The following is a 22,804-nucleotide window of genomic DNA, read 5'->3' as shown; positions in this document are numbered from 1 at the left end:
AGGCATGAAACCGTACAGGTTTTGCGCGCTCAACCGTGATTTTGCTCGGTCAGGCGTTGCACCACCAACCGCCGATAATGCGAAGGCGTCATGCCTTTGAGCTGCTGAAAGCGCCGATTGAAATTGGAAATGTTGTTGAAACCCGACTCGAAACACACCTCGGTCACCGGTTTGTCGCCGTCTGCCAGCAGTTCGCAGGACTTGCTGATGCGCAGGCGATTGACGAATTCGATGAAGTTGCGCCCGGTGGCCTGCTTGAACACCCGGCTGAAATAGGTGGGTTTCATGCCCAGGTGCTCGGCGACTTCCTCCAGCGGCAACTCGCGGGCGTAGTGGGCGAAGATGTAATCCACTGCGCGGTTGGTGCGGTCGATGTTGTGCTCGTCGGCCAGTTGCGGGGTGGTCGCGCCGGACAGCAACTGGTAGTCGTCGCAGGCCGCCAACAACTCCATCAGGATGAAAAAGTGCCCGAGACGGGTGATGCCGTTTGAATCGGCGATACGTTGCATCAGGGTCATGGCCTGACGGATTGTCTGCGGGGAGCGGAACTCGATGCCGTATTGCGCACGTTCGAGCAGCGGCGCCAGGGTCTTGAGTTCGGCGAATACCTGATGGCCGCTTTCAAACAGCTCATCGGTGAAGTTGACCAGCATGTCACGCTTCTCGACCACTTCGTCTTCGGCCACCTGGCTGATCCAGTTGTGCGGCAGATTGGGGCCAGTGAGAAACAGGGTCTGCGGATAGAAATTGCCGATGTAATCGCCGATGAATACCTTGCCCGAACTGGCGACGATCAGGTGCAGCTCGTATTCCTTGTGGAAATGCCAGCGCACCAGCGGGCAGGGGAAGCCGTGCTGACGATAGATGATGGACAACCCGTTATGGTCATCCATCAGTTCGTAGGAGGGGTCGGTTACGCGGGCTGTGCGGGTCATGGCAGGGCACTTTTCTTGTTATAGCCGACCGATCATGCCTTTTTCCACGCCTGTTACGCCACCATGCTCTGTTCGGTGGTGCGGGCAACCTTTCGGCGAGCCTTTTCCAGGTTTACCGTTCGGCAATAGGAAACGATCCGGCTGTCTTCAATAAAGTCGACGTTGATGATGTTGCACTTCATCGCCCAGTCACTTTTGGCCGGATCAAACCAGGCGTTGAGTTCTTGTGGGATTCTGGCCGGCCCCCTCCGCGCCGTGTAACTGGTTGCAGACAACGACCATGGTGCCCAGCTGCCTGGTGGTACCTGCATGACACGTTCGATGAATTGTTTCAACTCATCGGGGTCGGTTCTGTCAATGCCCGACCATTTATGGCTGATGTAATTGTTAAATACATGGTAATCCAGCTGCCAGTGTGATTTGGCGGCTGCAAATACGCGTTGTTGAGAGCTGGCTTGTTTAAGTTGATGGAGACCGAGGGGAAGGTTCTTGCTGGGGATGAGACGATGCCCCAGCAATTGAATCATTGTTTTATTGAATTGCTCGTAATCGAAGTTATTGCCGTCGAGTTCGTGAAAGTCCAGAACGATGAATTCATCGGGACACAACTGTAAAAACGATTCTATATCAATGATCAGATCATGAAGAGTGCGGGAACTTCGAACTCCACCGTGATGCGCTTGAAACTTTCGGGCACCCTCGGCTTTTGCATCGTAGATCAAACGCAGGTCGAGTGCCCGGGCACCATTGAGAAGCTGGGAGTAAAAGGAGGCATGCTGACATGCCACGTAATGCCGTGGCACGTAAAACGGATAGGAGGCAAGCCAGTCACTGCCCGCATTATGAGTGCCCGGGAGTGTCAGTTCGCTGATCGAAAGCATATTGATGGCAGGTGTGGCTGCCATCCAGGTACGAGTTTCAAAGTTGTTGTCAATATTGTTCACGGTTGAGTCCTGCATTGAAGTTTTATGGTGATGCCGAAGTGTGAAATTGTTTGTTCGGCATTTGCAGGGATTTTTATAATGGTTAATTGGTTGGTTGTCTAATTTTGGTCTGATGCAAGTTATTGGTTGATGTGTTTAAAGTTTTCAACATCGGATTTATTTGATCTGTTTTTTGGCCTCTATCCATTGCGACATATACTGCGTGCTTTTGTGTGCATGATGGCGAAGCATGCTTCCGATGAAGTTAGTGTTTCTTGAAAGTTGCAGATTTTTCTGGCAGCTCAGCAGTCTTTCGATCAGCGCTGGACCATGTACCCGTTTTGAATATCGATCACTGAGTAGAGTGCGTCCCTGGACTTGGGCCTGTTTCCACAAAGATTCGTCCTGGTAAAGAGCCACCGCCGCATTGGCGAGACTTTCGGCGGTTGCATCGATGGTCCCAGGCCAGGCCTGTTCGCCGTGCATCCCCTCGGCGCCAATCGGTGTCGTGACGCTGGGCGTGCCACACAGCATGGCGTCAACCAGTTTGCCTTTGATGCCGGCACCAAAGCGTAGCGGCGCCAGACACACGCGGGCCTGAGACATCACCTGTAACGCATCTTCCGCCCAGTTCATGACATGGAAACCTTGGGCCGCGTTGTGCAGTGCCGTGGCTTTGGGCGGTGTGTAAGCACCGTAGACATGCAATTGGGCTTCTGGCAATCGAGCGCGAATCAGCGGCCAGACCGTGGTCTTCATCCACAGCACCGCGTCCCAGTTGGGAGCGTGACGGAAGTTGCCGATGCTGAGGAAATGCGCGCGCTCATCAAACGGACGGAAGACCGCGTCTGGAATCTCGACCATCAACGGGCACCAGTGCAGCAATTGTCGCGGCAGCCCGAACTGAGACACCAGCAACTCGATCTCGACTTCGGAAATCATCAGATTCAAATCACAGCGGTACAGGGATGCGATCTCCCGTTTCGCCAGATCAGAACACGCCATCAATTCAAACTCTTCACGCAACGCCGGAACATACAACTGGCGGAAGTCGTTCTGATCGGCGTCGGCTTTCAGGCGCTCCTTGAGGCGGTGATGCCGCGCATGCCGCAGGCTTTGCAAGTCTGAGGTTTCCAGCACGCGCAGGGCGTTCGGGCAGTGCTTTTCAACGCGCCAACCGAACTGTTCTTCCATCATGAACTGGTCGAACAACACAATGTCCGGTGCAAGTTCGCTGATAAACACATCGAAACTGCTGTTGTTCAGTTCGATAGGGACTTCGCGGACGCCCATTGAAGTCAGATCGGCGCGGTGTTCACCGGGGCCTGCTGGACTGGCGAAGGTAATCTGCCAGCCCTGTTCAAGAAACGTCTCGAGAATCTGCATCACGTGTCCGCTTGCCGCCGAAGAGCGGGGTTCCGGCCAGACATAGCCTATGACCAGGACGTTGGTTTCGGGCTGGGACATGAGGGCGATTCCTTGAAACATGAAAAAAACAGGGCGCGCATTAAAGCACAAACCGGGCAGTGCCCGGTTTGTCGTTCTTAGGGTTTGGGTCTGGCGAGTTGAATCGGCAGTGTTCCCTGAATGAACTTGTATTTCGTTTTATCGGCTGCCTCCAGTGAGCCCTTTATATAGGCCAGATTGAACATCAGCTCGCGGGGGTTGCTTCGACTCTGATCCAGCAGGGACACCGCCAACGAATAGGAGTCGGCATTGCGAAGCGCCGGATGCTGGCGAACGATATCGGGCTGACTGTTGATACTTGCCTGGAACTCGGTAAATGAAGGTGGCTGAGCTGAGCTGAAGTGCGGATTGACGAGATTATCGGGATGGGCGCTTTTGGCGTCCTTCGCAAAGTCGATCAGGCCCGCCGCATCGATGGGGGCGGCTCCGGAGCCCGAAGTTATTGGATAGCCATAGTAGAAATCCAGGGTCTGCGGCGCACCGTGGGACATTTCATGGATCAGCGCATCGGCAATCCGTGCTTCGTCGTAGCGGGAGATTCTGTAGAGATCGTCCAGGCCATCCTTGTAAATCACCAGAAAGTGCTCGGTGCTGTCCTGGACGGTGCCGCCGGCCAGCACACTGGTTTTCCATCGTTTATAGGCATTGGTACGTAATGCCGCTGCCGCTTCCGAACCGCGCTTGAAGGACATATTGGCCAGGGTGACCGAGTCCAGATCCTTGCGCATGACTTTCAGATTCGCGAGCAAGTAATTCAGGGCCTCATCGGAATCACTGCCGAAGACATACTTCAGAATCGATCGAACGTCATCGTCGGGAGCCTTCGACAGCAGCGCGATAGCGTTGTCGAGCTTGGTTCTGGCAAGTGGAATGGCTTTACTCACATAAGTGCGGGTATAGCTGAACGGATTGATCAGGTTGAATAGCTTGCGCAAAGGGGAGGTTGCCGCCACTTTGAAATTTTTCAGGGCAGGCCCCCATGGGCCACCTGTTCTGAGGTTCAGTGCACGCCAGTCGCTGTTTCTCTCAAGGGCGATCAGGCTCTTCGACTCACCCAGGTCACCGACGGCTTTCCAGGTGCCTTGCAGCAGATCGGATTTTTGCGCGGCCTTGATCAAGTCATAGGATTGCGCGCTACCTGCCAGTCGGCGCAATTGACCGGTGGCCGTTTCCACCGCTTCAATGGCGTGACCGGTCAGCAACAGGACGCCGCGTCTGGTCAGACGGGCACCCTTCAACACCAGCGTGGGCAAACCGTCCAATGGATTGACCAGTGACAAGGCAAAATGGGCGCTGGCCTTGGCAATCTTCAGCACCTTGCTGGTCATCGAGGCCGTTCTGGCAACGATGCCGGCCACCGAGGCGCCGAAGCCGATAATCAATCCCAGTAGCGCCAGGCCATCCAGGACACAGCCACCGACGCCCTCGGTGACGCGCTCGGCATCGCCGGAGTTGATGTCTTCGATGCACTTCTTGAAAGGCACGAGAACATTAACGAGGGATGTATCCAATGCATTGTTGTAGTCACGCAACTGTTGCAGCTCGGTCCTGGTGTTCAGCAGCGTGTACAGTTCCTCGCGGGTGGCCATTGGATGACAGCTCAAAACGCTTTCCGCCAAGGCATCGAGTGCAACGGAGAAGAATAAAGGCACGGGACGCGCATCATTCGATTGGCAAGTGAAGTGCCAGAGCTTTTCCACCACGACTCTGGAACTGACGTCTGACCTGGGCTCGCTGCCGTCAAGATAGGCTGCAAAGTCGAGCGGCCATGGCTGCTCGAACCGTTTGTCCTGAAAGTCCGTCTCAGCACCGACGTAAGATAATTCCGGGGTGTCGTCGATCACCCCGCGCGATTGAATCAAGGTAGCCAGATCCGGTCGTGCGCGGCACAGTCCTTTAAGTGGGAACAACTCATAACAACGGAATTCACCATCGCTGCGACTGCCCAGAATAATCCCGTAGCGTCCCTTGGCGGCATTGCGCTGGCGCTGAGTCTCCTGAAATGCATTCAGCGGATTCACTTCATTGCGCACGGTATAGAGAGTGGTGGAACCATTGATCAGGAACTTTCTGTCTTCCTCGGGCAACTGGGTGATTGCCATTTTTATGACAGAGGCGAGGCCGTTTTGCAGCGTCGGATAGTACTGATCAAATGCCGCATCGAACAATTCATCCACGGACTCAAGTTTGCTCAATCTTGAAAAAGCCCCTTTCGGAAGTTTGAGATTGGTAGTGGCCACAAAGCTATTATTGAATTGCCCGCCAACTTCGAGATCGTCAGACATGTATAGATCGAGAATCGAAGCGCGAAGGTTCAATACTCTAGAGAAAACAAGGCTGTCCACTCCAGTTTCATGAGCCAGTGACTCCACAATATTGGGAATATTTAACGGGATCTGCGTGAGCACCAGATCCAGAAAGTTTCGCTCTTTTAAAGATGCAACGTATCTGATCTTGTAAACACGCTGTTCGAGATAGTCTCCTCCCGGCATGACGCGCTTCAAGGCCTCCAGCGCCAACTTGCGTCTATTGGGTGGAGTGACCGATAGACCGGATTCCATTTGGTTCAACGCTTCGGCGTATTGGGTGAAGTAAGAGGCAGCGGTATTGAAAGTCGCGACGTCGTAGTCCGTATCGGCAATATAAGGAATCAGTTCGTTGAGCATGGCCCAGTGGATGATCGGTCGAATGGCCGTCACCTCGTGAAGAAGGCGCTGCGCCTTGCTGACAGGCGCCAGATCGGAGAATGCCATGATGTCGCTGTACTTCATCAACCGGGATGTACCCGGTGCAGCCGCTTCGATCAGCGCTACAGCCTGGGTGAGCACCACCCAGCCCGGTTTGTCGATGGTCAGTTCATCAGGCACGCCTTGCACGAGAAATTCGGGAGCCACCCCCGACAGCAGCAGATGCGCTGCCAACGAAGCATTGTGCGGTTCCAGTAACGTGTTGGCGACGAGGTGCTGTTCCACCTCCAGTACAATGTCGGATGCGGTGCGCGAGGCATTGGCAGGCTGGTACAGCGCGAGACCGGCAACGGCTTTGCCGGGTTTGTCGACGTCCGATACCAGGTCCAGAATCAGGGCAGTGACCACCAGGTAATCGAGCTGGCGCGTGGCGACGTCAGGATGGTCGGTATCCAGGTGCCATTCCAAACGTTTGTGCAACATTTCGCCCAGTGCCCTGACATTCGGCCTTTTCAGAAAGTCTTTCAGATAGCCACCGGCACGCTCACGTCTGACAGCGTCGGGGAATGCACTGAAGTTCTTCAGGGCAATGTAATGCAGCAGGCTTGTCTGTCCGTGGGTTGTTTCGTCAATCACGTCGCGGATGGTTTGCCGGTCTGCAGTCGACAGATGAAACGCAGACTCCGGGGGTTCCATCAATAATTCGTGATAGTCCCCGGTCGCAGGGGCGGAAGGCATTTCGAACTCCAGGAAATCGATCAGGCTTTGCGTCTCATCATCGGTGACTGGTATATCGAACTGGTGATAACGCAGCCATTGTTCAACACCGATGACCGGCCCCGAAAAAACACAGCCGCCTGTCTGTAGCGTGCATTCGGCGAGCATTTGCAGTTCATCTTGCAGAGCAGATGATTCGCCGTCGTGAGTCAGGTCAATCCAGATTCCGTCCTTCAGTACCCAGAGAACAGCGTGTTCATCGACACTGACAAGAGCGTCGGAGGGTAAGTGATACTTGGTTTTCAAACTGGAAAAGGCATCGCTTGCGATCAACTTCGACAATGCAACGCGAACGAATTCCTCGGCGGTGTCAAAAGTGGAGCCTGCCGTTCGTGGAAAAGTGGCAGGGTGAAAAGTACCGGATACCTTGACAGGGCGATTACTTTTCAAGTCTTTAAGAGCCACAATAACCGTGGCTTTTTCCTTTTTGTCGAGTTCTGGTTGTTGGGTAAACGTAAATAAATTTATCGAATTGATGTCCGGTATCAGGGTCGGAGCAGGTTGCATAAGTAAAAATCCTTATTGTTTGAAAGATATGACTTCCTCGTTGGTCGTGCGGGGGCTTTATTGATGGTGCATGCGCCATGAGTCGCCGCAGAGTAATAGTGCTCCGCGCTGACTTGTTAGTTGAATTTGATTTCGGGGTTGTTCGCTAAGTTTTAAATTGTTGCGCTGAAACTTGCGCCGCCGATAACAGTGTGGCTCTGAAGCCAGTGTCCGGAAGTGACGAGGATTTCAATATAACCAGCGCGTCGAGTGGTTTTTTTAGAGCTCTGGCTTGGTCGTATCAAAGGTGAAAATGCAAAAAAAACCACAACTGCCGGCGGCCTGAGAATAACTGAGTTTTTCGACGCAGGTGCAGTTGTGGCTGGTTTCAAAGTGGGTCAGGGCAGATCGAATGTCTGCCCTTGAAAGTTTGCGAAAATGAACGTTCCGACTTCAGGGTTGAGCAATAACGGCTTTGACTTTGTCGCGCAGTTGATCAATCGAGAAGGGTTTGCCGATTACATGCATACCCGCCGGTACATCGATAGTTTCGGCGTAACCGCTGGCAAACAGGATTGGCAGGGTCGGGCGCAGCTTGCGGGCTTCGGTGGCCAACTCACGCCCATCCATACCCGGCAAGCCGACATCGGTCATCATCAGGTCGATGTGCTTGTCATCCTTGAGGATTTCCAGTGCCTGTTCGCCGCCATCTGCTTCCAGGACCTTGAAGTCCAGTTCCTCCAGCACATCGATGATCAGCATGCGCACGATGGCGTCGTCTTCGACTACAAGGATGGTGGGCGCGGGGGTGGACATAGTGGCGGCTCTCAAGAATGGGGGACGGGGCGCCGGTCGATCAAAAATGCCGGGCTCTTGCATGAGTAAGTGGCGCATAGCCACAAGTTCCCGACTGCATACAAAAAAAGGATAGGCGCAAACGGGCGGGCAAGGATAACTGTTGGGCCGCGATTCGGCGTAGGCAAATGTAGGAAAACAGTATTAAAGCTGTGAGAAAAATGGATCCATGGTGCCGTTTTGGGGCAAACTCCCTGGTTTTCAACAGTTCGACAAGGCTGCCACATGTCCTCTCCGTCTTCGGTTGATGAGCAACGGTTTCGCAAACTCCTGAGCCGCAACGTCAGTTTGCCGTTGGGCGTCGGCGTCATCAGTGCCGTGTTCTTCATTTCATTGATCACCTATTTGTTGTCTGTGATCCAGTGGGTGGAGCACACCGACCGGGTGATCAATAACGCCAACGAAGCGGTGAAACTCACCGTGGATCTGGAAACCGGCATGCGCGGGTATCTGCTCAGCGGCGACGAGCACTTCCTCGACCCGTACGAAACGGCCAAGCCACGCATCGCCGTGGCACTGAATACCTTGCTTGAACTGACTGCCGACAATCCGGCGCAGACCGATCGCCTGCGTCGACTTCAGGCGCTGCAGACCGAGTGGGCGACCTATGCGCAGTCGATGATCGATCTGCAACGCGCCAGCGGTGATTACAAGTCGGCGGTCAAAGCGGGGAAGGGCAAGCGCCTGACCGATGAAATACGTAAACAGTTCGAAGATGTGATTGAGACCGAACAGTTGCTGCGCGCCTCCCGCAACGAAGACGTTCGCCGCACCACGGTCTGGAGCATCAGCCTTTATCTGCTGTTCGTGGCGGGCATCAGCGGTCTGTTGGCCTATGTCGGTCGCCGCGATCTGCTCAACCTGTCGCAAAGCTATGGCGCGACCCTGGCGGCGCAAGAGGCCAGTGCAAAGCGTCTGGAACAGCAAGCCTGGTTGCGCAACGGCCAGACTCAGCTCGCCGAGCAAGTGCTGGGGCAACTGACGGTCAATCTGCTGGGGCGCAATATCCTGCAATTCTGCGCTCAGTACCTCGGCACCGCCGTGGCCGCGCTGTATGTGCGCGAGGAGCATGGCGGCCTCAAACGCGTGGCGACTTACGGTTTCTCCCGCGAACAGGAACAACAGGATCAGTTGATTTACAGCGATGAAGGCCTCGTCGGGCAGGTCGCCCAGCAGGCTCGGCTGATCCGTCTCGACTCGGTGCCATCCGATTACTTCAAGGTCAGCTCCGGTCTGGGCGAAGGCCTGCCGCACAGTGTGCTGGTGGTGCCGACCAGTGATGACGACCGGGTCAACGGCGTGATCGAACTCGGGTTCCTGCGTCCGCTCACCGACCGTGATGTGGCGCTGCTGGAACTGATCGCCGGCAATATCGGCACCTCCATCGAAGCTGCGCGCTATCGCCAGCGCTTGCAGGAAGTGCTGGCCGAAACCCAGCAACTCAACGAAGAGTTGCAGGTGCAGCAGGAAGAGCTGAAAACCGCCAACGAAGAGTTGGAGGAGCAATCGCGGATTCTCAAGGAATCCCAGGCGCATCTGGAAACCCAGCAAGTCGAGCTGGAACAGACCAACGAGCAACTGGCCGAACAGGCCCAGACCCTGGCCGAGCAGCGCGACGCCATGGACCAGAAGAACACCGAGCTCAATCTGGCCCAGGTGCAGCTCGAAGAGCGCGCCGAAGAGTTGCAGCGCTCGAGCAAGTACAAGTCTGAATTCCTCGCCAACATGTCCCACGAGCTGCGCACGCCGCTGAACAGTTCGCTGATTCTGGCCAAGCTGCTGGCAGAAAACCCGCAGGACAATCTCAGCGCCGAGCAGGTCAAGTTTGCCGAGTCGATCTACTCTGCCGGCAACGATCTGCTCAACCTGATCAACGACATTCTCGACATCTCCAAGGTGGAAGCCGGCAAACTCGAGGTGATGCCGGAAAACACCAGCGTGGCGCGCCTGGCCGACGGCCTGCGCAGCGTGTTCGAACCGCTGGCCGCGGACAAGAAACTGACGTTCACCGTCGAGTTGCAGCCCGATGCGCCCATCACCTTGTTTACCGACCGCCAGCGTCTGGAGCAGGTGATCAAGAACCTGCTGTCCAACGCCGTGAAATTCACCGAACAGGGCACGGTCAGCCTGACCATCGCCGGCCAGCCGAACGATCACATTGCCTTTATCGTGCGCGATTCGGGGATCGGGATCGCAGCGGATCAACAGGAAAGCATTTTCGAGGCCTTCCGTCAGGCTGACGGCACCACCAACCGCAAATACGGCGGCACCGGATTGGGTCTGTCGATTTCCAGGGATCTGGCGACGCTGCTGGGTGGTTCGATCAGCGTCACCAGTGCGCCGGGGCAGGGCAGTGTCTTCACCCTGGTGCTGCCGCAGCAATACCGCGAGCCGGGCGACGCGCCGGTCGCGCCGCTGACGTTCAGCCCGCCCGCTGCCGCTCCGGTCACTGCACCCGCCGTGACGGTTTCGCCGCTGGCCTCTGTCGACATTCCACGTTTCAACGATGACCGCAATAAAGCGCCGTTTGATACCCGCTGCATTCTGGTGGTGGAAGACGAGCCGAATTTCGCCCACATCCTCTATGACCTGGCCCATGAACTGGGCTATCAATGCCTGGTTGCCCACGGTGCCGACGAAGGTTATGACCTGGCCAAAGAGTTCGTGCCGGACGCGATCCTGCTGGACATGCGCCTGCCGGATCACTCGGGCCTGACCGTCCTGCAGCGTCTGAAAGAACACGCCGAGACCCGGCACATCCCGGTGCACGTAATTTCCGTGGAAGACCGCGTCGAAGCGGCCATGCACATGGGCGCCATCGGTTACGCGGTCAAGCCGACCACTCGCGAAGAGCTCAAGGACGTGTTTGCCCGTCTCGAAGCCAAGCTCACGCAGAAGGTCAAACGTGTGCTGCTGGTGGAGGACGACGATCTGCAGCGGGAAAGCATTGCCCGCCTGATCGGCGACGATGACATCGAAATCACCGCCGTCGGCCTGGCGCAGGACGCGCTGGAACTGCTGCGCACGACGATCTTCGATTGCATGGTCATCGATCTGAAGCTGCCGGACATGCTTGGCAACGATCTGCTCAAGCGCATGTCCACCGAGGACATCTGCTCGTTCCCCCCGGTCATTGTCTACACAGGGCGCAATCTGACCCGCGACGAAGAAGCCGAACTACGCAAGTATTCGCGTTCGATCATCATCAAGGGCGCACGCTCGCCGGAACGTCTGCTGGACGAGGTCACACTCTTTCTGCACAAAGTCGAATCGCAGTTGTCCCATGAACGGCAGAAGATGCTCAAGACCGCCCGCAGCCGCGACAAGGTCTTCGAAGGACGCAAGGTGCTGCTGGTGGACGACGATGTACGCAACATATTCGCCCTGACCAGCGCGCTGGAAACCAAGGGTGCCGTTGTGGTGATCGGCCGTAACGGCCGCGAAGCGATTGAAAAACTGAATGAAGTCGAGGACATCGACCTGGTGCTGATGGACGTGATGATGCCGGAGATGGATGGTTTTGAAGCCACCATCGAAATCCGCAAGGATCCGCGCTGGCGCAAGTTGCCGATCATCGCGGTGACGGCCAAGGCCATGAAGGACGATCAGGAGCGCTGCCTGCAGGCGGGTGCTAATGATTACCTGGCCAAGCCTATCGACCTGGATCGTCTGTTCTCGCTGATTCGCGTGTGGTTACCCAAGATGGAACGCATTTAGTGGAACGTAGTAATTCCGTTGAGCGGAACAGTGAAATCGAACTGCGGTTGCTGATCGAAGCGATTTATCTCAAGTACAGCTACGATTTTCGCGATTACTCCGGCGCCTCGATCAAACGCCGTGTGCAACATGCGTTGAGCCAGTTCGAGTGCGCGACCATCTCGGCCTTGCAGGAGAAAGTCCTGCATGACCCGACGGCGTTCATGCAGTTGCTGCAATTGCTGACGATCCCGGTCAGCGAGATGTTCCGCGATCCATCGCACTTCCTGGCAATCCGTCAGGAAGTGGTGCCGCTGCTCAAGACTTATCCGTCGATCAAGATCTGGATCGCCGGTTGCAGTACCGGCGAGGAGGTCTACTCGATGGCGATCCTGCTGCGCGAAGAAGGCCTGCTTGATCGTACGATCATCTACGCCACCGACATCAACCCGCGCTCGCTGGACAAGGCCAAGCAAGGGATCTTTTCGATGGAAAACGTGCGCGCCTACACCGCCAACTATCAGCAGGCAGGCGGCCAGCGTTCGTTCGCCGACTACTACACTGCGGCCTATGGCTACGCGATTTTCGACAAGAGCCTGTGTGAGAACGTAACGTTCGCCGATCACAGCCTGGCGACCGATAGCGTATTCTCCGAAACTCAATTAATTTCATGTCGTAACGTATTGATTTACTTCAATAAAAAGCTTCAGGATCGAGCTTTCGGGTTGTTCCATGAATCGTTGTGTCACCGTGGATTCCTGGTGCTGGGCAGCAAGGAAACCCTCGACTTCTCAGGCTATGCCAACCAGTTCGAACCCCTGGTGAAACAAGAACGGATCTACCGCAAATCATGAACAGTGCCGCGGATTTGCCTCGGGTCGAGGCGATTGTGGTCGGAGCTTCCGCCGGTGGCGTCGAGGCGTTGCTGACCTTGCTTGGTTCGCTGCGGGCCGGGTTCGGGCTGCCGATCATCATTGTGCTGCATCTGCCGGAAGAGCGTCGCAGTCAGCTCGTCGAGGTATTCGCCCGGCGGCTGGCGCTGCCGGTCGCTGAAGCCATCGACAAACAGGACATCATGCCCGGCACCGTGTATTTCGCCACGCCGGGTTATCACCTGTCGGTGGAGCAGGATCGCAGCCTGTCGCTGAGCCTTGAAGACCGTTTGCATCATTCGCGGCCTTCGATCGATTTCCTGTTCGAATCCGCCGCTGATGCCTACGGGCCGGCGCTGGCCGCCGTGCTGCTGACCGGCGCCAACCACGATGGCGCGCGAGGCCTGGCCCAGGTCAAACGCCGGGGCGGCCTGACCGTCGTGCAGGATCCGGATGACGCACAGGTCGATACCATGCCTCGCGCGGCACTGAAAACGCATCAACCGGATTACATACTTCCCATACACGGCATCGGCCGTCTGCTTGTCGAGCTGGAACGAATCGCATGCTGAGTAATATCCAGGCAAAACTGCTGATCGTCGACGATCTGCCCGAGAACCTGCTGGCCCTCGAAGCGCTGATCAAACGTGAGGATCGCACCGTCTACAAAGCTTTGTCGGCGGACGAAGCACTGTCGCTGCTGCTGCAACACGAATTCGCCATGGCCATTCTTGACGTGCAAATGCCCGGCATGAACGGCTTTGAACTGGCCGAATTGATGCGCGGTACCGAGAAAACCAAGAACATTCCAATCATTTTCGTCAGCGCCGCTGGCCGCGAACTCAATTACGCGTTCAAAGGCTACGAAAGCGGGGCAGTGGACTTCCTGCACAAGCCGCTGGACATCCATGCGGTAAAAAGCAAGGTGAACGTGTTTGTCGATCTGTACCGCCAGAGCAAGGCGATGAAGCAACAGGTCGAAGCGCTGGAGCAGAGTCGTCGCGAACAGGAGGCGCTGCTTCAGCAACTGCAAAGAACCCAGGGCGAACTGGAGCAGGCGGTACGCATGCGTGACGATTTCATGTCGATCGTCGCCCACGAAGTGCGCACGCCCCTTAACGGTCTTATCCTCGAAACCCAGTTGCGCAAGATGCATCTGGCCCGGGACAACGCCGCCGCGTTCACCCTCGACAAAATGCACGCGATGGTTGACCGCGACGAACGCCAGATCAAAAGCCTGATCCGCCTGATCGAGGACATGCTCGACGTCTCGCGGATCCGCACCGGCAAGCTGTCGATTCGACCGAGTCGCTTCGATCTCGCGCAGTTGGTGAGCAACTTGCTGCAAAACTTTGCGCAACAGATCGAGGCGGCGGAAACCACCGTTTCCTTCGAAGCGGAGAGTCCGGTCGAAGGCTGCTGGGACGAGTTTCGCATCGAACAGGTGATTTCCAACCTGCTGACCAATGCCTTGCGTTATGGCGCTAGAAGCCCGATTCAGGTGCGCGTCTATCGCCAGGGCAACCACGCACGGGTCGAGGTTCAGGATCACGGCATCGGCATCAGCGAGGAAAATCAGAAACGCATTTTTCAACAGTTCGAACGGGTTTCCGCCAAGACAGTGGTGGCCGGCCTCGGACTGGGTCTGTTCATCTCCGAACAGATCGTCGCCGCCCATGGCGGCTTCATCGTCGTCGAAAGCAAGATCAACGAGGGCGCCCTGTTTCGCGTTTGTCTGCCGCTCCAGGAAAACGGCGAAACAAACGCAACCTCTGAGTGACCGCACGGTCGTATCAGCAGCTATTGACCGAACAAAGGCTTCCCATGAGCGTAGATGCACAAGATGTAGTACTCGTCGTCGAGGACGAACCGGTGATCCTGATGGTACTGACAGACTATCTGTCAGGGCAGGGCTATCGCGTATTGCAGGCCGAGAACGGCGAGCAGGCGTTCGAGATTCTGGCGAGCAAGCCGCATCTGGACATGTTGATTACTGATTTCCGCTTGCCTGGCGGAATCTCCGGCGTGCAGATCGCCGAGCCCGCCGTCAAATTGCGCCCTGATCTGAAGGTGATTTTCATCAGCGGCTATCCGCAGGAAATCCGCGAGACCGGCAGCCCCATCACCCGCCGGGCGCCGATCCTGGAAAAACCGTTCGATCTGGATGTGTTGCAGGAGAAGATCCAGGAACTGCTGGCCTGAGGCGTGAACCGCCTCAGCTCTTGATCATTTCCCGCACCTTCGCCGTCAACAGATCGAAGGTGAACGGCTTGGTGATCATCTGCATTCCGGAGTCGAGGAACCCGCCGCGTACAGCGGCGTGTTCGGCGTAACCGGTAATGAATAGAACCTTCAGGTCGGGCCGGTATTGCCGGCCGATTTCCGCCAGTTGCCGGCCGTTCATGCCTGGCAGGCCAACGTCGCTGATCAGCAGATCGATGCGCTGCGGCGAGTCAAGAATGGGAACTGCGCCGTCAGCATCGCTGGCTTCGAAAAACCGGTAACCCAGCTCACTCAAGACCGCACTGACCAGCACCCGCACCGCCGGGTCGTCTTCAACGATCAATACGGTTTCGCCTTCCACGGCGTCGGGGGCCTGTTCAATGTCCAGCGGCTCATGCGGCAATGTCTCGCCTTTGAACCGTGGCAGATAAAGTTTGACCGTGGTGCCCTTATCAATCTCGCTCTCGATCGAGACATGACCACCGGATTGTTTGCTGAAGCCATAGATCATCGATAAGCCGAGCCCCGTGCCCTGGCCGATCGGCTTGGTGGTGAAAAACGGATCGAACGCCCGGTTGATGACGTTTTCCGGCATGCCGCAGCCGTTATCGCTCACGCTCAATACGACGTAATCGCCGGGCTCCAGATTAGTGTAAGCGGCAGTAAAGTCGCGCCCCAGCACCTGATTACCGGTCTCGACCACCAGATGGCCGCCGTTGGGCATCGCGTCGCGGGCGTTGATTACCAGATTGAGCAGGGCGCTTTCCAGTTGATTGGGGTCAGCCTCGGCTACCCATAGCTCCTGGTGCAGGCGCATTTCCAGATGAATGCTTTCGTTGAGGCTGCGTTGCAGCAACTCGCCCATCGATTGCACCAGATCGTTCATTTTTACGGCTTTGGAGTCCAGCGACTGGCGTCGGGAGAAAGCCAGCAGGCGATGAGTCAGGCCGGCGGCACGGTTGGCCGAGGTCACGCCGAGATCGATCAGGCTGTCGAGATCCTCCGTCCGGCCACGCGCCAGTCGACGGCGGATCAACTCGAGGCTGCCGATGATGCCGGTCAGCATGTTATTGAAGTCATGGGCGATACCGCCGGTCAATTGCCCGACCGCTTCCATTTTCTGCGACTGGCGCAGCGCTTCCTCGTTGTGCCGCAGCTGGGCGGTGCGTTCTTCGACTTGTTGCTCAAGGGTTTCCAGGGTCGATTGCAGGCGTCGTTCGCTTTCGCTCAGATCGATCAGGCGGTCGCGGGCTTCGTACTGTCGTCGTCGACCGCGAAGGGCGGTGGAGATCAGGCTGACCAGGGTCACCGGATGGAAAGGACGTTCAAGAAACGTCACGTTGCCCAGCAATTTGCTCAACTGCGACGAGGGTCCCTGTTGGGATCCTCCGTGGTGGGTCAACAACACAATCGGCAGATCCGACCAGGCGGGCTGTTGATCCAGATACGCCAGCAGGGTTTCCAGATCCGGGCCCAGCAAGGCTTCGGACGCAATCAACAGCAACCCGGCACCGGGTTCGAGTTCGGTGCAAAGCGTTCTGAGGTCGGGAGTGATCAGGCCACCGTAGCCCGCTTCGTTGAGGATCATCAGCGCAACCTGACTGTCGCGCCCGAGGGGGGCGAGGATCAACGCCCGTTCCGACAGTGGTACGGTGACTGTCACAAGAAATCGTCCTTAAGCAGCGGATTGCTCGCGCCGAGGTAGGTCGGTACACCGCGCAGCACCCCCTGAAAGGCTTCCAGTGGTTCGCCGATGGTCATGCCTTTCGTGGAAATGCGGTATTCGCGAATGGTCGATTCATGGCTGCCGGTACGTTTCTTGATGATCGAGATGGCTCGGCGCACCTTGCCGATCGCTTCGAAGTAGCGCAGCAGAATTACGGTGTCGGCCAAATAGGTGATGTCCACCGGCGCCTGCATGTCGCCAACCAGACCGTGTTGGGCGACGGTCATGAAGGTCGCGGCGCCCTTGCGGTTCAAGTACAGCAACAGTTCGTGCATGTGCAGCACCAAGGCGTTTTCTTCCGGCATCGCGGCCTGATAACCGTTGATGCTGTCGATCACCACGGTCTTGATGTCTCTTTCATCGACGCAGCGCCGCACACGGTGGGAGAACTCGCCGGGGGACAGTTCGGCGGCGTCGACCTGTTCGATCAGCAGATTACCGGTGGCTCGCAGAGCCTTGAGGTCGATGCCGATGTTTTTCATGCGCTCGAACAGCTGCTCCAGCTCTTCATCAAAGATGAACAGCGCGGCTTTTTCCCCGCGTGACACCGCTGCGGCCGCGAAGATCATCGAGATCAACGACTTGCCGGTGCCTGCCGGGCCCAGAATCAATGTGCTGGAGCCGGTTTCGATGCCGCCGCCCAAGAGCGCGTCCATCTCTTTTATGCCGCTGGACAGCTGCAGACGCGGGTAATCGCCCCGGTGCTCGGCCGCCACCAGACGCGGGAAAACATGCACGCCATCGCCCATGATGGTGAAGTCATGGTAGCCACCACGATATTTCTGGCCGCGATACTTGACCACCCTGACGCGTCGGCGTTCGGCGCCGTAGTTGGGCGTTAATTCCTCGAGCCGGATCACGCCGTGGGCAACGCTGTGCACGGTCTTGTCGAGGGATTCGGTGGTCAGGTCATCCAGTAGCAGCACCGTGGCGTCATAGCGCACGAAGTAATGCTTGATTGCCAGAATCTGTCGACGGTAGCGCAGGGAGCTTTGCGCGAGCAGGCGAATCTCTGAAAGGCTGTCGAGTACCACCCTGGTCGGCTTGAAGCGTTCGACCACCTCGAAAATCTGTTTGGTCGCCTCGCCCAGCTCCAGATCCGATGAATACAGGAGACTCTGCTGATGCTCGGCGTTGAGCAGGTTTTCCGGGGGAGTCAGCTCGAAAATTTCGATATTTTCGCCCAGCTCCCATCCGTGGGAGGCCGCGCCCTGACGCAGCTCATGCTCGGTTTCGGAGAGCGTAATGTACAAAGAGCGCTCACCGGCACGGGCGCCGGCCAGTAAAAAATGCAACGCGACCGTGGTTTTACCGGTTCCAGGCTCACCCTCCAGCAAGAAAACGTGACTGCGGGACAGGCCACCGGCGAGGATATCGTCCAGCCCTTCGATGCCGGTGGCGGCTTTTGCACTGATCAACGCGTTCGATGTAGACAAAAAATGCCCTCTCATGACTAGGGGAAACGAGGCAGCGGGCGCCGGACGCCGATTGGTACTGCTTGATTACTTGACCCTTTGCGGAGACTGCGGTTCCGAGTTTCTTGCCGGATGTGTCTGGAAGGCGGCTAGAGGCCTTGCTGCAACGAGGGATCGTCAGGGTTCATCTGCTCAAGCTGAGCCAACAGGATCTGCACATTCTGCAACTGACCGCTTTCTTTCCAGTAGTTGATCAGCAACACCCGCGCCTTGCGGTCGGCGGGGTGACGCTGGACGATTTCCTGCAACTGCTTTTGCGCCGCTTCCAGTTCTTCGGCGCCATGCAGAGTGGTGGCGAGGTCGTAGCGGTAGTCCTTGTTGTCGGGCTCGAGCTCCACGGCTTTGGACAAACCGAGCAGGGCGTACTCGCGTTGATCGTGATGCAGCAGCCAGAGGCCCAGGGCATGTTGCAGATAAGCCGAATCGGGTTGGGCCTTCAATTGTCGGGCGAGCAACTGACGCGCGGCGTCGCTCTGGCCCTGGCGATCGAGTACTTCGATCTGCATCACCAACGCCGGCAGATTGCCGGGATCCAGGCGCAGGGTCTGCTCCAACGCTTGCTGCGCCTGTTTGAGCTCCGCATTGTGCAGATACAGGCGCGCCAGTTGTGCATAGTTGGCGGCGCTTTCCGGCTGACTCTTGAGCGCCTGTTCCCACATGTCGATGCCTTGCTGCAACGGCGCAAAATACAGGCCCAGTTGATCCGGAGACAAACCGAGCAGGGCGTTGATTGCAGCAAAGCGTACGGTTTGATCCTCATCATCGAGCAATGGGCCCAACAGCAAACTGCGCTGACCGCCAGGCACCAGGCCCGTCACGCTTTTGATTGCGGCCAGTCGAACGTCCGGCGATTCGTTTTGCAGATCGGCGTCCGCCAGTTTCAAGGCCTGCGGGCTCGGGTAGTTGGGCAGCTCGGCGTGCAGCCAGACACGCCGTTTGACCGACAGATCCGGGCGCCCCAGCTGTTGGTATAAAACCCGCGCAGCCCCCGGTTGACCGGCACGCGCGGCGGCCAGCGCTTCGCTGTAACCGTGTTTGATCGCTTCCGGCACAACGGGCGCAGTGCTGCGCAAAGACAGCCAGGCGACAATCAGGACCAGCGCAAGGCCGAGGCTGATGAGCAAATAGCGGCGAGACTGAGGCATGCGAATTTCCGAAACTTTCGTTTTGCAGCGGAGGTCGCAAGCTTCTGTCAGCTCGCGCCGTGAGTCAAACACTGTGCCTGATATGACCTACTACAAGTGCTGAAACGCCCTACGAGCTTTGTGGCTCCCGTAAACCATCAAATCCTTAATACAGTGACTACGCTTGCAGAAGTTGTTTCGACGAGGCTATCCATGCAGTCCCTGCTCATTTATTTCAAGGCGCTGATCCACCCCGGTCAGGCAGTGCTGCTGTTTGGTTTGCGCACCATCGTCGCCGGATTGCTGACCTTGTACCTGGCGTTTCTGTTCGATCTGGATCAACCGAAGTGGTCGATCATGGCCGTCGTTATCATCAGCCAGCCACTGGCCGGGATGGCGCTGGCACGCAGCTTCGGGCAAATCATCGGGACGACCCTTGGCGCGGTGGTGGCGGTGGTGCTGATGGCAATTTTTCCCCAGGCGCCGTTGCCGTTCATCACGACCCTGGCCTTATGGCTGGCGCTGTGCACGGCGGGCGGTACGCTACTGCGCTACACCAGTTCTCAGGCGTTCGTGCTTAGCGGATATACCGCTGTGGTAGTGGCGCTGCTGGCGATTCCGGATCAGGACGGCACCTTTTTGCTGGCGGTGACCCGGGTCACCGAAACCTTGTTGGCGGTAGCGTGCGTGTGCGTTGTCAGTCTGTTGACGGCGCGGCCCGAGGCGGTGTCGCGCAACTATTTTGCAAAGGTCGATCAGGTGATCAGGCTGGTTGCCAGCCATGCCGCCGCTGTACTTCGCACCGAAGAAAGCGAAGCGGACTTTCAGCGCCGGCAAATGCAGTTGTTGGGGGAAATCAGCGCCCTTGAAGGCCTGCGTCGGCATTTGTATTTCGACGCCCCGCGCTTGCGCAGTGCCAACAATCTGGTGCTGTTGCTGGGTAATCAACTGATGCTGCTGACCTCGCGCCTGACCGCGCTGCGTCACCAGCGGGAGCTGCTCACCGAGCGATGGGAGGGCGATCTGCCGCTGGAGATCCAGCAATTGCGTGCAGAAGAACTGGCACTGCTCGACCAGCTCGCACTGCAAGGGCGCTCATTGCCGGCAGAGGCGCGGCACCAGTTCGTCGCGCTGCAACAGCAGTTCGAAGGGCTCGCCTACAGGGCCGAACAACTGACCGAAGACATGAGTGCAACCCTGCGTTCGCTGGCGTGGGCACTGCGCTGGGAGCAGGCGCGGCTTTTGCAGCAGCTGGAGCAGATTCTCGAACTGAGCGACGCGATACAGGAAGGACGCGAAGCCAGTTGCATGTTTCGTGGCCAGTCCAGCCCCTTGCACCTGGATTTCACCCTCGCGACGATGAATGCCATTCGCGCCTTCAGCGCGTTGCTGGTGGCTGGGCTGATCTGGATCGAGACCGCTTGGGACGGCGCGCGGGGCGGGATGATTCTGGTGGGGATTCTGTGTTCGTTGATGGCGACATTTCCGCGTCCCTTGATCGCTGCACAGAGTTACGCCCGAGGATTGGGACTGGCCTTGGTCGTCTCGGCGTTCTATCAATTCATGCTGGTCCCGGCTATCAGTGATTTCGAAATGCTGGCCTTGCTGCTCGCGCCTCTGCTGTATGTGATCGCGGTCGGACTGGCCAACCCGGCCACCACCGGTATCGGCATGGGCCTGGGGCTGTCGAGTTTCCTGATGCTCGGGCCGCAGAACGTCGGCACCGGGCAGAACACCGCCATTCAATGGTTCGAATTTGCCGGAGCCTACGTGAGTGCGGCGATGCTGGCTCTGATTGTTTATGCCTGGATTTTCCCGTTCCGCCCGGCTCTGCGCATCCGGCGCTTTTACAACGAAGCGCGGGAGCAGGTCTACCAACTGACCAAGAGCCCGGCCACCGATGAACAGCAATTCGCCTTCGAAAGCCGCATGGTTGATCGCCTGACCTCGATGCTGGGCGTGTTGCCGGCCGCCAACGAACGGGACATGCAGCGCCTGTATGAAATCAGCCTCGCCTGTGTAGCGCTGGGCGTGGCCATGCACCAGCTCAGGCAACAGGCGCAAAACAATGCTCTGCTTACGGACGATTTGCATAGGCAGCTGTCGACGGCATTGCGTCAGACCGGCCGTTTCGTCGCCGGCCGACCGGATGTACGCCTGACACCTTTACTGGCTACGCTGCATGCGCTCGGCGATGAGCTGGATGCCTTGCATGTCGCCACCCATGAGCACTTGTGGTCGGTATTTCGCATGCGCGTGGCCCTGTTGATCGTGGTGTCGTTTCTGGAACGACATGGCGAGCATTTGCAGCCCGACCGATCTGAAGGAGAGCCCATCCTTGCCCATTGATTTCGAGATCGGCGGCGTTTACCTGCCGCCAATCGCTCAGGCCTTGTTGCTGGCCATACCGGTTTTTCTGCTGCTCGACTGGGGTTTGCGCCGGCTCGGCGTCCTGCGTTTTGTCTGGCATGAGGCGCTGTTCGAAGGCGCCCTTTATGCCTGTGTGTGCGCCGCACTGATTCTGCTGATGGGAGCCTGAAACCTTGAAGACGTTGCTCACTCGATTGACGACATTGGCGGTGGTGCTGCTGGCCATCGTGCTCGGCTGGTTTGCCTGGGAACATTACACCCGGGCCCCGTGGACTCGGGATGCGCGGGTGAGGGCGGATGTGGTGACACTCTCGGCGGATGTCTCGGGCCGCATCGTCACGCTGGCGGTGCAGGACAACCAGTATGTCGTCAAGGGCCAGTTGCTGCTGGAAATCGATCCGGCTCGCTACAGTCTGGCCGTCGAGCATGCGAAACGCTCGGTGGAGGTCTCCAAGGCCACGCTCGGGCAGTCGCAAGCGGCCATTGTCGCCAGCGAGGCATTGCTCAAACAACGCCAGAGTGAAGAGCGCCGGCGACGTACGCTCAAGCAAGGGTTCGCGATTTCCGGGGAAGAGTGGGAGAAGTCCAGCACCGATGTGGCGGTGGCCCAGGCCGACCTGTTGCGCAATCAGGCCAATCTCGGTCTCGCCGAAGCCAACGTGCAACTGGCGATTGCTGCATTGACCCAGGCTGAACTGGATCTGCAACGCACCCGCGTCGAAGCACCGGTCAGCGGTTATGTCACCAATCTGCTGACCCGGCAGGGGGATTACGCGGTAGCCGGCAGTGCCTTGCTGGCGCTGGTGGATAGCGACTCCTTTTACGTCAGCGGCTATTTCGAGGAAACCAAACTGCCACGGATCGAGGAGGGCGACCGGGTGCGGATCGAATTGATGAGCGGGGAAAAATTCGGCGGCACCGTGCAAAGCATCGCCTTCGCCATTGCTGATCGGGAAAACGCGCCGGGCAGCCGATTGCTGGCCAACATCAACCCCAGCTACACCTGGGTGAAACTGGCGCAACGGGTGCCGGTGCGGATTGGCATCGATCCCGATTACGCGGGCAAGGACCGACTCAGAGCCGGTACCACCGCGACAGTCACGGTGCTGGAAAACCATGAAAGACAGAGACAAAAAAGCCCCGCGACCGAATGATACGCGGGGCAAAAAATTTGGTTGGTTGCGGCCA

The 22,804-nt window shown here is 57.5% G+C and carries 16 protein-coding genes; 8 read left to right on the top strand and 8 right to left on the bottom strand.

Annotated features, from left to right (window positions below; all coding sequences use genetic code 11):
• Nucleotides 1-29: 29 nt before the first annotated feature.
• The 5 genes from L6D74_RS06675 to L6D74_RS06655 form a co-directional block, all read right to left on the bottom strand.
• The gene (locus L6D74_RS06675) at nucleotides 30-935 is read right to left on the bottom strand and encodes an AraC family transcriptional regulator (protein ID WP_085610235.1); all 906 of its coding nucleotides are present in this window, start codon (nucleotides 933-935) and stop codon (nucleotides 30-32) included.
• Nucleotides 936-988: 53 nt separating this feature from the next.
• Nucleotides 989-1,840, bottom strand: coding sequence for a PI-PLC domain-containing protein (locus L6D74_RS06670; RefSeq protein WP_373874456.1), 852 nt, complete (start codon nucleotides 1,838-1,840; stop codon nucleotides 989-991).
• A 195-nt stretch (nucleotides 1,841-2,035) separates the two neighbouring features.
• Entirely contained in the window at nucleotides 2,036-3,325 is a 1,290-nt protein-coding gene (locus L6D74_RS06665) for a glycosyltransferase (RefSeq protein ID WP_236188347.1), read from the bottom strand.
• Nucleotides 3,326-3,402: 77 nt separating this feature from the next.
• On the bottom strand, nucleotides 3,403-7,296 hold the full coding sequence (locus L6D74_RS06660) for a hypothetical protein (protein WP_236188346.1): 3,894 nt from the start codon (nucleotides 7,294-7,296) through the stop codon (nucleotides 3,403-3,405).
• Nucleotides 7,297-7,728: 432 nt separating this feature from the next.
• Nucleotides 7,729-8,091: a response regulator gene (locus tag L6D74_RS06655; RefSeq protein WP_064596446.1), complete on the bottom strand. Its 363-nt coding sequence runs from the start codon at nucleotides 8,089-8,091 to the stop codon at nucleotides 7,729-7,731.
• 264 nt (nucleotides 8,092-8,355) lie between these two features.
• On the opposite strand from L6D74_RS06655, the gene L6D74_RS06650 reads away from it, so the two are divergent.
• From L6D74_RS06650 to L6D74_RS06630, 5 genes are read left to right on the top strand one after another with little or no spacing between them, the layout of a single operon-like run.
• Complete coding sequence (locus L6D74_RS06650; protein WP_236188344.1) at nucleotides 8,356-11,847, top strand: response regulator; 3,492 nt, start codon at nucleotides 8,356-8,358, stop codon at nucleotides 11,845-11,847.
• Nucleotides 11,847-12,680 carry a CheR family methyltransferase gene (locus tag L6D74_RS06645; RefSeq protein ID WP_064596454.1) on the top strand — a complete coding sequence of 278 codons (834 nt, stop codon included), beginning with the start codon at nucleotides 11,847-11,849 and terminating at the stop codon, nucleotides 12,678-12,680. Before L6D74_RS06650 ends, L6D74_RS06645 begins: the two co-directional genes overlap by 1 nt.
• Nucleotides 12,677-13,270 carry a chemotaxis protein CheB gene (locus tag L6D74_RS06640; protein ID WP_064596456.1) on the top strand — a complete coding sequence of 198 codons (594 nt, stop codon included), beginning with the start codon at nucleotides 12,677-12,679 and terminating at the stop codon, nucleotides 13,268-13,270. Before L6D74_RS06645 ends, L6D74_RS06640 begins: the two co-directional genes overlap by 4 nt.
• Nucleotides 13,264-14,478: a hybrid sensor histidine kinase/response regulator gene (locus L6D74_RS06635; protein ID WP_085610240.1), complete on the top strand. Its 1,215-nt coding sequence runs from the start codon at nucleotides 13,264-13,266 to the stop codon at nucleotides 14,476-14,478. The genes L6D74_RS06640 and L6D74_RS06635 overlap by 7 nt, the downstream gene beginning before the upstream one ends.
• Nucleotides 14,479-14,522: 44 nt before the next feature.
• A complete protein-coding gene (locus tag L6D74_RS06630; RefSeq protein WP_007954537.1) occupies nucleotides 14,523-14,900 on the top strand; it encodes a response regulator in 378 nt (125 codons plus the stop codon).
• Between the two features lie 13 nt (nucleotides 14,901-14,913).
• Here the strand turns inward: L6D74_RS06630 and L6D74_RS06625 are convergent, their stop codons facing one another.
• The 3 genes from L6D74_RS06625 to L6D74_RS06615 all read right to left on the bottom strand — a co-directional run bounded on the left by L6D74_RS06625 (nucleotide 14,914) and on the right by L6D74_RS06615 (nucleotide 19,267).
• Nucleotides 14,914-16,584: an ATP-binding protein gene (locus L6D74_RS06625; RefSeq protein WP_236188340.1), complete on the bottom strand. Its 1,671-nt coding sequence runs from the start codon at nucleotides 16,582-16,584 to the stop codon at nucleotides 14,914-14,916.
• Nucleotides 16,581-18,083, bottom strand: a complete 1,503-nt coding sequence (locus L6D74_RS06620; protein ID WP_064596462.1) for an ATPase domain-containing protein — start codon at nucleotides 18,081-18,083, stop codon at nucleotides 16,581-16,583. The genes L6D74_RS06625 and L6D74_RS06620 overlap by 4 nt, the downstream gene beginning before the upstream one ends.
• A gap of 128 nt (nucleotides 18,084-18,211) precedes the next feature.
• A complete protein-coding gene (locus tag L6D74_RS06615) occupies nucleotides 18,212-19,267 on the bottom strand; it encodes a tetratricopeptide repeat protein (RefSeq protein WP_236188334.1) in 1,056 nt (351 codons plus the stop codon).
• Nucleotides 19,268-19,459: 192 nt separating this feature from the next.
• Between L6D74_RS06615 and L6D74_RS06610 the strand changes: the two genes are divergently transcribed.
• From L6D74_RS06610 to L6D74_RS06600, 3 genes are read left to right on the top strand one after another with little or no spacing between them, the layout of a single operon-like run.
• The gene (locus tag L6D74_RS06610; RefSeq protein ID WP_236188333.1) at nucleotides 19,460-21,595 is read left to right on the top strand and encodes an FUSC family protein; all 2,136 of its coding nucleotides are present in this window, start codon (nucleotides 19,460-19,462) and stop codon (nucleotides 21,593-21,595) included.
• Nucleotides 21,585-21,785 (top strand): DUF1656 domain-containing protein, encoded by a 201-nt coding sequence (locus L6D74_RS06605; protein ID WP_039768281.1) that lies wholly within the window; start codon nucleotides 21,585-21,587, stop codon nucleotides 21,783-21,785. Before L6D74_RS06610 ends, L6D74_RS06605 begins: the two co-directional genes overlap by 11 nt.
• A 4-nt stretch (nucleotides 21,786-21,789) precedes the next feature.
• Nucleotides 21,790-22,770: an HlyD family secretion protein gene (locus L6D74_RS06600; protein WP_085610246.1), complete on the top strand. Its 981-nt coding sequence runs from the start codon at nucleotides 21,790-21,792 to the stop codon at nucleotides 22,768-22,770.
• Nucleotides 22,771-22,804: the final 34 nt, after the last annotated feature.

This window comes from Pseudomonas pharyngis, from assembly GCF_021602345.1.
In the GTDB taxonomy this organism is placed as follows: Bacteria; Pseudomonadota; Gammaproteobacteria; order Pseudomonadales; family Pseudomonadaceae; genus Aquipseudomonas; species Aquipseudomonas pharyngis.
This window is presented reverse-complemented; position numbering and strand designations above follow the sequence as displayed.